General features: G+C 40.4%; 8 protein-coding genes. 6 read left to right on the top strand and 2 right to left on the bottom strand.

The window, feature by feature from the left end; all coding sequences use genetic code 11:
* The first annotated feature begins 13 nt into the window (after window positions 1-13).
* Window positions 14-187, top strand: a complete 174-nt coding sequence (locus ACZ47N_RS03380) for a hypothetical protein (RefSeq protein ID WP_464887739.1) — start codon at window positions 14-16, stop codon at window positions 185-187.
* A 49-nt stretch (window positions 188-236) separates the two neighbouring features.
* Here ACZ47N_RS03380 and ACZ47N_RS03375 read toward each other — a convergent pair whose 3' ends face one another.
* Window positions 237-983 carry a peptidylprolyl isomerase gene (locus ACZ47N_RS03375; RefSeq protein WP_464887738.1) on the bottom strand — a complete coding sequence of 249 codons (747 nt, stop codon included), beginning with the start codon at window positions 981-983 and terminating at the stop codon, window positions 237-239.
* 94 nt (window positions 984-1,077) lie between these two features.
* The gene (locus ACZ47N_RS03370) at window positions 1,078-1,668 is read right to left on the bottom strand and encodes an HD domain-containing protein (protein WP_464887737.1); all 591 of its coding nucleotides are present in this window, start codon (window positions 1,666-1,668) and stop codon (window positions 1,078-1,080) included.
* Between the two features lie 339 nt (window positions 1,669-2,007).
* Here ACZ47N_RS03370 and nifJ point away from each other — a divergent pair, with 339 nt between their 5' ends.
* The 5 genes from nifJ (at window position 2,008) to ACZ47N_RS03345 (ending at window position 11,939) form a co-directional block, all read left to right on the top strand.
* A complete protein-coding gene (gene nifJ, locus ACZ47N_RS03365) occupies window positions 2,008-5,520 on the top strand; it encodes a pyruvate:ferredoxin (flavodoxin) oxidoreductase (RefSeq protein ID WP_464887736.1) in 3,513 nt (1,170 codons plus the stop codon).
* A 149-nt stretch (window positions 5,521-5,669) separates the two neighbouring features.
* The gene (gene glmM / locus ACZ47N_RS03360) at window positions 5,670-7,016 is read left to right on the top strand and encodes a phosphoglucosamine mutase (protein WP_464887735.1); all 1,347 of its coding nucleotides are present in this window, start codon (window positions 5,670-5,672) and stop codon (window positions 7,014-7,016) included.
* Between the two features lie 292 nt (window positions 7,017-7,308).
* Window positions 7,309-9,138, top strand: a complete 1,830-nt coding sequence (gene glmS / locus ACZ47N_RS03355) for a glutamine--fructose-6-phosphate transaminase (isomerizing) (RefSeq protein ID WP_464887734.1) — start codon at window positions 7,309-7,311, stop codon at window positions 9,136-9,138.
* A gap of 393 nt (window positions 9,139-9,531) precedes the next feature.
* Window positions 9,532-10,572 (top strand): tripartite tricarboxylate transporter substrate binding protein, encoded by a 1,041-nt coding sequence (locus ACZ47N_RS03350; RefSeq protein WP_464887733.1) that lies wholly within the window; start codon window positions 9,532-9,534, stop codon window positions 10,570-10,572.
* A 320-nt stretch (window positions 10,573-10,892) separates the two neighbouring features.
* Window positions 10,893-11,939 (top strand): tripartite tricarboxylate transporter substrate binding protein, encoded by a 1,047-nt coding sequence (locus ACZ47N_RS03345; protein ID WP_464887732.1) that lies wholly within the window; start codon window positions 10,893-10,895, stop codon window positions 11,937-11,939.
* Window positions 11,940-12,023: the final 84 nt, after the last annotated feature.

The raw sequence follows: 12,023 nt of genomic DNA, 5'->3' as shown, positions 1-12,023 counted from the left end.
AAATCTTCCTTCGGTGAAGGAAGGAAAACCAACATCATTAGAAGGATATATCCAGAAGGAAACCGAGGGTATTCATGTATATATTGACCATAGAATTGTTTTTAAACGTGAAACCATTAATATGGACCTTCGGAAGTTTTTTCTGACCCATGAAGTGACTATTGATGGAGTGGATATTACCTATTAAAAAAGACTTCTCCCCAATAGGGGAAGAAGTCTTTTTTTAGCTACTATAGTTACTTAATTTCGATGGAATACTTGTCTTTAAGGTTGTTGACGGTATCCAAGTAAATAGATTGCTGTTTTTGTGCGGCTAAGTGCTGGCGTAATTGATCCTTAACATCGTCAAAAGCACTAGTGGTTCCTTCTTTACGGTCTACTACCTTAATAATATGATAACCAAACTGTGTTTTAACTGGTTCGCTTATTTCACCAGGCTTTAATTCCATTGCAACCGCTTCGAACTCAGGAACCATTTTGCCTTTAGAGAAAAATCCAAGATCTCCCCCTTTTTGGCTTGATGGACAACCAGAAGATTCCTTCGCTTTTTCTTCAAAGGAAGCGCCGTTATCTAACTCCTCTTTGATTTTGTTGGCAGCCTCTTCTTCATCCACTAAAATATGGCTTGCTTTTGTTTGTTCTGGTTGCTGAAATTGATCTGGGTTTTCTTCATAAAAAGTTTGAATTTCGTCCTCGGATACTTCCGCCTGCTGGAACATTGCGTTCATAGCATATTGCTTTAAGAAGTTTTCCTTCATTTTTTTAAGGGATCGCTGATAATCCAGGTTAGATTCTACCCCTTTTTCAACAGCATCTAGATAAATCAGTTCTTGATTCACCAATTCCTGAAGTAATCGTTGTTTTCCTTCGTCTGACTGAAACTGGTTGGCTTGTTGAGGGTTTAAACTTTGAATAACTAGTTCTAGATCTTCCTGTGTAATTTCCCGACCTTCTACAACGGCCAGCACTTTTTTCTCATCCATGAGATCGCTCCTTTATCTACGTTTGGGCTCATGATATCAAAAAAGCCCACAGATGTCCAATAAATTGGCAGAAATAGAATGTAGACCGAAAAGTCTAACTAATCTCCATGGTTTTGATGGTTAAGCCAAAAGCTTCTTCAAATAAAGTTGATTTTTTGAAAATGCGGGTTGAGAGAATATCAAAAGCATCCGACTGTATATTTAATAGGAAAACTTGATCCTGTTGTTGAGGTTTATCCATTAGAAGGTGTATATCTCTTGGGAAGTCGATGGCATCGGCCACTCGGAGAATCCCAGTCAATCGTTTTATAATTAATTGATCCTTGTGATCGAATTCCTTGATTTTAGGATTCATTTTTTTCCGATGTCCACCGGCTATTAAGGATAGGGCTAGCCGTTCTCTTTGGGGTAGAAAATCAAAAATAGGGTCTTTCCTAATGATGGAAAGAGTATGTTGATCGTGTTTTTGAGGGCTTATTTCATAACCGATATCATGGAAAAGAGCACTATAATAAAGTAAAAACTTTTGTTGACTGTTCAAAGCATAGGCAGTACAGAGGGTGTTGAAAATAGATAAAGCATATTGGATTACTCGATACTCATGGGAATCCGTGCATGGGATGCAAAAACGTTTCGTAAGCACCTTTAAACGATCCTTTGAGATAAAAACATCAAGGCTTTTCATCTTAGTCCTCCTTCGTTAAGGCATACATGAAAGAAGCTACTTCGATTACATTCGATATGTCTGAAAAAAGGTAAAGTTCTTGCATGTTTAGGGATATTATAAAAGAAGAAGCGTAAAGAAACAAGGTTTTAATGAGTTAAATTGCTTGGCTTGTATAGGGTTGTGAAAAATGAAATAAAAAAAACAAATCATGCTATTGTTTGAAAAAAAAGACTTATTGTTTTTTGATCATCATACTAGTAAATGCCATATGAATGCATTATAATTAGAAAGTGACGACATTAGATACCTGCCCAAATATAGTTAAAAATAAAACAATATCAAGAAGGAGGCAATACAATGGCAAAAACGATGAAAACCATGGATGGAAATACTGCCGCGGCATATGTATCCTATGCATTTACCGATGTGGCGGCCATCTACCCAATTACCCCTTCCTCCAACATGGCTGAAAGTGTTGATGAGTGGAGTGCTTATGGACAAAAAAATATTTTTGGACAACGAGTAACGGTTACAGAAATGCAATCTGAGGCAGGTGCAGCAGGTGCAATGCATGGGTCTTTGGCAGCAGGAGCACTCACTTCTACTTATACAGCCTCTCAGGGATTACTATTGATGATTCCAAACATGTACAAAATTGCAGGTGAATTATTGCCTGGCGTATTTCATGTAAGTGCACGTGCAGTAGCAGCTCACGCATTGTCAATTTTTGGAGATCATTCCGATGTGATGGCAGCTCGACAAACGGGATGTGCTATGTTAGCTTCAGGAAGTGTTCAAGAAGTAATGGATCTTGGCGGCATCGCTCATCTTGCATCGATTAAAGGGAGAATTCCTTTTGTTCACTTCTTTGATGGATTCAGAACATCTCATGAAGTGCAAAAAATTGAAGCAATTGAATACGATACCTTTAAAGAGTTAGTAGATTGGGATGCGATTAAAGCTTTCCGTGCAGATGCCTTAAACCCAGAGCATCCAGAATTACGTGGGACAGCACAGAATCCAGATATCTTTTTCCAGGCTAAAGAAGCGGCTAATCCGTACTACAATGCATTACCAGGAATCGTAGTAGATTACATGAACAAAATCAGTGAAATTACTGGACGCGACTATAAGCCGTTTAATTACTATGGAGCCAAAGATGCAGAGCATATTATTGTAGCCATGGGATCTGTCACAGAAACCTTGGAAGAAACCGTGGATTATCTGATGGAAAAAGGCGAAAAAGTTGGTGTGATTAAAGTACATCTTTATCGACCTTTCGTTTCTGATTATTTTATGGATGTACTTCCTAAAACCGTGAAAAAAATTGCTGTATTAGATCGATGTAAAGAGCCAGGTGCACCAGGAGAGCCAATGTATCTGGATATTAAAGATATGTTCTATGGAAAAGCAGATGCACCAGTTATTGTAGGTGGACGTTATGGATTAGGATCTAAAGACACAACGCCAGCTCAAATGAAAGCTGTTTTTGAAAACCTCAACCAAGCAGAGCCTAAGAATGGATTTACCGTAGGGATTAATGAAGATGTAACCAATACCTCTATTCCTGTGACCGACACCCTTAGTACAGAGCCCAAAGGCACCGTGCGCTGTAAATTCTGGGGACTGGGATCGGATGGAACCGTTGGAGCCAATAAAAACTCCATTAAAATCATCGGAGATCATACAGACATGTATGCACAAGGGTATTTCTCTTACGATTCCAAAAAATCTGGTGGTGTTACGATTTCCCACCTTCGTTTTGGAGAAAAACCAATTCGGTCTACCTATTTGATCAGTGAAGCAGATTTTATTGCCTGCCATAATCAGGCATATGTGAATCAGTATGATTTACTAAAAGGAATCAAAGAAGGCGGAACTTTCCTGCTAAATTGCATATGGAAAAAAGAAGAGTTAGATCAGAAGTTGCCAGCTAGTCTGAAAAAGGCATTGGCAGAAAAAAAGATCAAATTCTATATGATTGATGCCACCGATATAGCGGCAGAAATTGGTCTTGGAAATCGTATCAACATGGTTATGCAGTCCGCTTTCTTTAAACTGGCAGAAGTAATACCTGTAGAAGATGCTATTAAATATATGAAGCAAGCTGTTGTAGACACCTATGGTTCAAAAGGTGAAAAGATCGTTCAAATGAACCAAAAAGCCATTGACATGGGTATGGATGCCCTTGAAAAAGTAGAAGTGCCGGCTGAATGGGCCAATGTAACAGAAGAAGTGGCAAAAGAGGACAATGCTCCGGACTTCATTAAAAATATATTACGACCTATGAATGCACAGGAAGGCGATAACTTGCCATCAAGCGCATTTGTTGGTAGAGAAAATGGATCCTTTCCAATGGGTACTTCAGCCTATGAAAAACGTGGAATTGCAGTGAATGTACCAGAGTGGATCAAAGAAAATTGCATCCAGTGTAATCAGTGTTCTTTTGTATGTCCTCATGCAGCGATTAGACCTTTCTTAGCAGACGAAGAAGAAGTGAAGGCTGCACCAGAAAACTTTGATACGTTGAAAGCCATGGGCAAAGAGTTTGACGGACTTCAGTATCGCCTTCAGGTTGCGCCACTGGATTGTACTGGCTGCGGAAATTGCGCGGATATCTGCCCAGCAAAAAACAAAGCTCTTGAAATGAAGCCGATTGAGCCACAAATCGAAGCACAAAAAGAAAACTGGGAATATGCCGTAACCATTAAGGATAAATCTCATTTGACCAATATCGAAAATATGAAAGGCAGTCAGTTTGCTCAGCCACTGTTTGAATTCTCCGGCGCTTGTGCAGGATGCGGTGAAACTCCATATGTCAAGCTGGTTACTCAATTGTTTGGAGATCGTATGTTGATTGCTAATGCAACCGGATGTAGTTCTATTTTTGGTGGCAGTGCTCCATCAGTTCCTTATTGTGTCAACGAAAAAGGTCAAGGACCAGCCTGGGCTAATTCCCTATTCGAAGACAACGCGGAATACGGTTATGGTATGGTATTAGCCACAACTCAGATTCGAAATAAACTGGAAGACCTGATGAAAGAAGGATTGGAAGCTGATCTTCCAGAAGCATTGAAAGAGGCGTTTAAAGCTTGGATCGAAGGAAAAGATAATGCAAAAGCATCAAAAGCAGCCACTTACGAGATGCTTCCACTTCTAGATAAAGCTGCAGGCAACGCTATTGTAGATGAAATCATTGAGAAGAAAGATTTCCTGATTAAAAAATCTCAGTGGGTATTTGGTGGCGATGGATGGGCTTATGACATCGGATACGGTGGTTTAGACCATGTACTGGCATCTGGTGACGATATTAATATTCTAGTAATGGATACAGAAGTGTACTCTAACACAGGTGGACAGTCCTCAAAAGCTTCTCCAGCCGGAGCCGTTGCTAAGTTTGCGACTTCTGGAAAGAAAATCATTAAAAAAGATCTAGGTCGTATGGCCATGACTTATGGATACGTTTATGTAGCACAGGTAGGAATGGGTGCTGATAAAAATCAGCTCATGAAAGCCATGAAAGAAGCAGAAGCATACCCAGGTCCATCCCTTGTGATTGCATACACGCCATGTATCGCTCATGGAATTGGAGCGGGAATGGGTAAAACACAAGAACAAACGAAAAATGCAGTGGAAGCTGGTTACTGGCATCTGTATCGCTACAACCCATTATTAAAAGAAGAAGGTAAGAATCCATTTATCCTGGATTCCAAAGAACCTAAAAAATCCTTCCAAGATTTCCTTAGTAGCGAAGTACGATATGCTTCCTTGAAGAAAACCTTCCCAGAAGATGCAGAAAAGCTATTCAAGATGTCGGAACAAGATGCAAAAGAACGATATGAGATTTACAAAAAATTAGCTGCAGAATAAACAAGAAGTAAGTAAAACCGTCTATTAAGTTTGAGAACAAAGGTGCAGGCCTAATATGGCTGCACCTTTGTTTTAAGCATTTATTGAGTTTCTCCAAAGGCTATGCTACAATGAACATTCATAAAGAAAACAAAGGGGGAAGATGATCCATGGGGCGTCTCTTTGGAACAGATGGGGTAAGAGGAATTGCAGGAGATGATTTAACAGCAGAACTGGCTTATAAATTAGCTAAGGCCTGCGCCATTGTTATGTTAAAACACATAAAAAAACCATTGGTTATTATAGGAAAAGATACTCGAAAATCTTGTGATATGCTGGAAGCGTCATTGAGTGCTGGTTTTTTTAGCATGGGAGTAGATGTATCCTCCTTGGGTTTGATTCCGACGCCAGGAGTGGCTTATTTATCAAAATCAACCAGTGCTTCCTGCGGCGTGATGATTTCAGCTTCACACAATCCTGCTGAATACAATGGGATTAAGTTTTTTAATGAAGCAGGATTCAAGTTAGATGACGCCATGGAAGATGAAATAGAAGAAGTGATGAAAGATCCCATAAAAATGGCAACGACCGTAGAAACCAAAGACATAGGGAATTGGAGGCCAAGGGATGCAAGTGTAGAACAATATGTCAAACACCTAAAGACTTGTGGGCTAAGTGATTTATCGTCCTTCAGAATTACCCTGGATACTGCCAATGGTGCGGCCAGTCGAATTGCTTCAGAAGTTTTTGCTGCAATGGGAGCTAAAGTCCATACCATTAACGATCAACCGGATGGCACCAATATTAATAAAAACTGTGGATCTACACATACAGATCAATTGCAACGCAAAGTAGTGGAAACAAAGAGTCATATAGGCTTCGCCTACGATGGAGATGCAGATCGACTCATAGCGGTAGATGAAAAAGGCTCCATTGTAGATGGGGATGCCATTATGGCATTATTGGCTTTGTGGTTAAAAGAAAAAGGACATCTTCCTAAAAACACCTTGGTAACCACCGTGATGAGTAACCTCGGCCTTGAACTGGCAATGAAAAAAGAAGGGTGCCAACTCATACGTGCAAAAGTTGGGGATCGATATGTCTTAGAAGAAATGAGAAAAGAAGGATATGTTTTAGGTGGAGAACAATCAGGACATATTATTTACCTAGAACAAAGCACCACTGGAGATGGATTGTTAACCTCACTGATGCTGATGTCCCTGTTGGCAGAAAAGAAGGAAACTCTCTCTCAAATGGCTACTGTCATGGATCACTATCCTCAGGTATTGGTGAATGCCAGGGTTCAAAATGCTTTTAAAAATGCCTACATGGAAGACGAAGAGATTCGCCAGGAAATCGGCGCATTGGAAAGAAAAATGGATGGAAGAGGAAGGGTACTGATTCGTCCATCGGGAACAGAAGCTTTGGTTAGGGTGATGCTTGAAGGAGAGAATCAGGATGAATTAAATCGAATGGCCCAAGGGCTAGCAGAGCTCATTGAAGCAAGACTTGGTTAAAATGTGATACAATTACATGGAAAGAGGTGATGCTATGCACAAGAGCAAAACTGAATAGCAAAACCAAGCGCCTGAACTCATGGGATTCATGAGTTGACGAGGAACAGGGTTTATCGAGGAATCGGCGGATGCCCTGCGGTGATATCACCACCGAAAAAGAAACCATAAAACTGGCAAGCGATTGGCAGTACAAAAGGTTTTGGGTGAACACCTGTGATGTAAATCAGAGGTCATTTTGCTATGTCAAAAATAAGAATAGATGAGCAGAGAACTGTTGAAAGGGGAAGTCATAATGTGCGGAATTGTAGGCTATATTGGAGAAGAAGAATCGGCTCCAATATTGATGGAAGGGTTACGTAAGTTGGAATATAGAGGGTATGATTCGGCTGGAGTTGCTATTTATTCAAATGGAGGAATAGCCGTAAAAAAATTTAAAGGCCGATTATCAGTGTTGGAAGAGCATCTGAATAAAAACCGGATTTCAGGAAGTCTTGGAATAGGCCATACACGATGGGCAACCCATGGTGAACCTAACGATATTAATGCCCATCCACACTCTAGCTCCGCTGGGAACATTGCTGTGGTTCACAATGGGATTATTGAAAACTATATGAAATTGAAAGAATGGTTAAATACGTTGGGCATAGCCTTTGCGACCGAAACAGATACGGAAGTAATTGCTCATCTGGTAGAATACTATTATGAAGGAAATATTGTCGAGGCTGTTCAAAAAGCAGTTCAGCGAATGGAAGGTGCCTATGCCATAGGAGTTATTTGCAAGCAACAACCAGAGACCCTTGTTGCGGTACGGAAGGATAGCCCATTAGTGGTAGGCATAGGTCAGGGTGAAAATTTCATTGCATCGGATATTCCAGCCTTACTAAAATATACACGGGATGTATATTTTTTGGAAGATGGTGAAATGGCTGTATTAACAAAAGATCATATAGATATTTTTAATGAACTAGGAATGCCTATGGAAAGAAATATATTTAAAGTAACGTGGGATTTAGAATCTGCCGAAAAAGGTGGATACGAACATTTTATGTTAAAAGAAATGTATGAACAACCCAAAGCAGTTCGGGATACCATGATGCCACGTCTTGACCAACAAAATCGTATTGTGATGGATGAATTGAGTTTTACCCCAGATCAATTTAAAAAATTCAATAAAATTGTAATGATAGCCTGCGGCACTGCATGGCATGCAGGTCTTATTGGAAAAGAGGCGATTGAGCGGTTTGCTCGTATTCCAGTAGAAGTAGAAATTGCGTCAGAATTTCGGTACAAAGACCCTTTTGTGGATGAGAAGACCCTTTTGATTGCCATTAGTCAATCCGGGGAAACAGCAGATACATTGGCAGCCCTCAGAGAAGCGAAAGCAAGAGGAGCTCATATCATGACAGTTACGAATGTCGTGGGCAGTCGTATTTCACGAGAAGCTCAGGATGTTCTCTATACCTGGGCTGGACCTGAAATTGCAGTTGCTTCTACGAAAGCCTACATCACTCAAGTGGTCGTACTTTATTTGTTAGGATTGTTTATGGCAGAGTTAAAAGGTATTATGAGCCAAGAAGAAGTGGCTAAGATAGTGAAAGAATTAAAATCGATGCCAGATAAAATTCAATACATCCTGGATCATCAGGAAACCATTCAAGAAATAGCTAATAAACAGATTCACCAACATCATGCCTTTTATATAGGTCGAGGATTGGACGACTATACAGCCAAAGAAGGATCCCTAAAACTAAAAGAAATTTCGTATGTTCATTCAGAAGCCATAGCAGCTGGAGAACTTAAGCACGGAACCATTGCATTGCTAGAAGAAGGAACCCTAATAATGGCGATGGCAACCCAGGAACGTTTATACGATAAAATGCTTTCCAATATGAAAGAAGTAAAAGCGAGAGGGGCTTATGTGGTGGCGGTGACAAAAGAATCTCTTAAGAAAGAAGTGGAACAGTCGGCGGATATTGTTCTGAGTATTCCAGACACCTCAGACATCCTTGCTCCAATTCTCTCAGTGGTGCCACTTCAGTTATTTGCTTACTATATGTCTGTTGCCAGAGGAGCCGATGTAGACAAGCCTAAAAACCTTGCAAAAAGTGTCACGGTAGAATAATAAAAAATCTGAGAATCTTGTTGTTGTTGTCGAATCTGTCGAATCAAAATAAAGACTGGTGAATAAGAATAATGATTGGTAAAAGATAATAAAGATTAGTGAAAGTCCAGCGTGTAGGTGCAGAGAAAGATGCTGCCAGTATACGCTGGGCTTTTGTTGTGGAGGGAATAGGAGGTAAGAGGAAAGGTTAGATTATTGGTTTTGGAAAGCGAATAAATGAAAATTTAAATTAGTTAGAATATTGCAATTAATTAGGATCGGGTGTATAATAAGCAATTATCATGTAAACATATTTTGTGTAACATAAAAATGGAAAGGCGGTGAAAATAACAATCCTGAATCAATATGAAAACAAAGAAATTTAAATATCAACGAACAAAAGGGGGAAAAAGGATGAGAAGCCATAAATTAGGAATCATGATATTGGCGTTAATGATGATGTTTTCACTGCTAATAGGTTGTGGGGGCCAAGATGCCCCTGCTGAGGATACAACGGCTGCAGAAGATCAAGATGAAGCTACAGAAGAAGCAAGGGAGGAATTGGAAGAAGAGGTAGAAATCGACATTATTGTTGGATTTGGAGCCGGGGGTTCTAATGATTTAGCAGCTCGCTACATGGCAGAAGCCTTACGAGCCCATGGCATTATGGCTAATGTGGTTAATATGCCAGGAGGAATGGGAACTGAAGCGGCCTATTATATGACGCAACAAAGACCTGATGCGAACCTGTTTTTTTGGAGTCAAGCTATGACCTTGATCTTTGAGCCAGCGATTGATGATAGAGGATTCACCATTGATGACTTTGTACCAGTTGGAATGTTGGCTAGCCCAACTTTTAGCTTGGGATCAAGAGCAGAGGCACCATGGTCAGACTGGGATGAGTTGATTGAATATATTCAAGAAAATCCAGGAGAAGTCAGTGTAGGAGGTCAGGGAGAAGGTAGTATGATGCATTTTTATCTAACGCGGATGCTTCCACCTGATGAATTAGACTATGCTTATACAGCCTTTGCTGGAGGGGCAGATGTATCCTTGAATTTGACAGGAGGACATGTGGATTTGGGTCATCTGAGTCTTGCTGCTGCAAGACCGCTTCACGAAGAAGGAGATATGACGGTATTAGTGAACACACAGATTCTAATGGATCGTGACCCGCTCATGCCTGATATCCCTAACATTACAGAAGTATCTGGTGCTCCGGCAGAGCCACATTCGATTTCATTATTTGCGTTACCTGGGACAGATCAAGAGCTAATCCATAGAATCAGCGGTGCTATGGAGGAAGTGGCACAAGATGAAACACTACAGGAAAACTATTTCAATAGTGGTTTGATTGCCCATTATCTAAATCCAGAAGACACCTTGGCATTTTATATGGAAATTCAGGAAACAATGGTACCGTTGTTTCAAGAGTGGCACCAAACCCTTAATTAAGGTTTATTTTCATAGGATGGATGCAAGAGATCTCTGCTAAGGAGATCTCTTTTTAGATACCCTTTGAGAAGGGACTGGAAGCAAAGAACATAACGTTAGTTACGTAATTTAATTACTTTACGGTATATTGAATATATTTTGATGATTTGGATTTGATTAAAGATTGAAATATTCTTACGTTTATTGTATAATGACTTCAAGTTTAGATGCACAAAGATCCTGCTGAAGCGGATGTGCATTAAAGGGAGGTGGCAAGGTAAACGTAAAATCATTTACTGGAAGAATTGAATGCAAGGTATAAAAAAGGGGGATTATTACAAATGAAAAACAAAAAGTTTTTTATGCTAATGTTGGCCATGGTGATGGTTGTTTCTTTACTGGCAGGATGCGGTGGTGAAGAAGCAGCTCCAACAGAAGAACCTGCGGATGATCCTGCAGACGTTTCAGAAGAGCCAGCCGAAACAGCGGAAGACCTTGAAGATATTGATATAGATATTGTGGTAGGATTTGGTGCAGGTGGATCTAATGATTTATCGGCACGATACCTAGCAGAGGCAATGCATGCTCATGGCATCAATGCAAATGTAGTTAACATGCCAGGTGGAATGGGAACAGAAGCAGCGTATCATGTTTCGACACAAGCACCAGACTCACATATGTTTATGTGGGCACATCCGTTGATTATGTCCTTTGAGCCAGCAACAGGCGATAGAGGGTATACCATTAATGACTTTGACCCAGCGGGCTTAGTAGCAAGCCCTACTTTTGCCCTTGCTTCAAAAGCAGATGCTGAATGGGAAGATATGGATGGACTAGTAGAGTATATTCGTGAGAATCCAGGCGAAGTAGTGCTGGGAGGCCAAGGGGAAGGAAATATGATGCACTTTATAGCAGAACTGATTCTGGATCCTAACGAACTAGATTACACCTATGTGGGTCTTGGGGGCGGTGCGGATGTGGCACTAAATCTGACAGGGGGACACGTAGATTTAGGACATATGAGTTTGGCTGCAGCACGACCGCTCCATGAAGATGGAGACCTTTCAGTACTGGTGAATACACAAATTTTAATGGATAGAGATCCGTTGATGCCAGATATCCCAAATATCGAAGAGTTTGGAATTGATGCAAAAGAGCCGCATCCATTGGGTTTATGGGCACCTAAAGGAGCTCCCCAGGAACTTATTGATCGTGTAAGCAGCACAGTGGAAGCGATTTCTAAAGACGAGAATTTTGTTCAAAACTACCAAGATATTGGAGTGGTTGCCCACTACTTGAATCCACAAGAACAATGGGATTTCTTTATGGAAGTTGAAGATGAAATGATCCCTCGATTTACTGAATGGTTAGATGGATTTGAAGACTAGTTGTTGAACTGAACCATCCCAGAAATAGATTCAATTAGAAATCTGAGGCATAGGTTTGGTCAACGCTGGGATCCAAAAGCATGA

Source organism: Tindallia texcoconensis (genome assembly GCF_055383815.1).
Note: the sequence above shows the minus strand (reverse complement) of the source record. Positions and strands in the feature narration are given on the sequence as shown.

Bases quoted from the DNA above. Each gene is read 5' to 3' on its own strand.
- ACZ47N_RS03375 (WP_464887738.1), bottom strand. From the start codon at position 983: ATGGATGAGAAAAAAGTGCTGGCCGTTGTAGAAGGTCGGGAAATTACA.
- ACZ47N_RS03370 (WP_464887737.1), bottom strand. From the start codon at position 1,668: ATGAAAAGCCTTGATGTTTTTATCTCAAAGGATCGTTTAAAGGTGCTT.
- nifJ (WP_464887736.1), top strand. From the start codon at position 2,008: ATGGCAAAAACGATGAAAACCATGGATGGAAATACTGCCGCGGCATAT.
- glmM (WP_464887735.1), top strand. From the start codon at position 5,670: ATGGGGCGTCTCTTTGGAACAGATGGGGTAAGAGGAATTGCAGGAGAT.
- glmS (WP_464887734.1), top strand. From the start codon at position 7,309: ATGTGCGGAATTGTAGGCTATATTGGAGAAGAAGAATCGGCTCCAATA.
- ACZ47N_RS03350 (WP_464887733.1), top strand. From the start codon at position 9,532: ATGAGAAGCCATAAATTAGGAATCATGATATTGGCGTTAATGATGATG.
- ACZ47N_RS03345 (WP_464887732.1), top strand. From the start codon at position 10,893: ATGAAAAACAAAAAGTTTTTTATGCTAATGTTGGCCATGGTGATGGTT.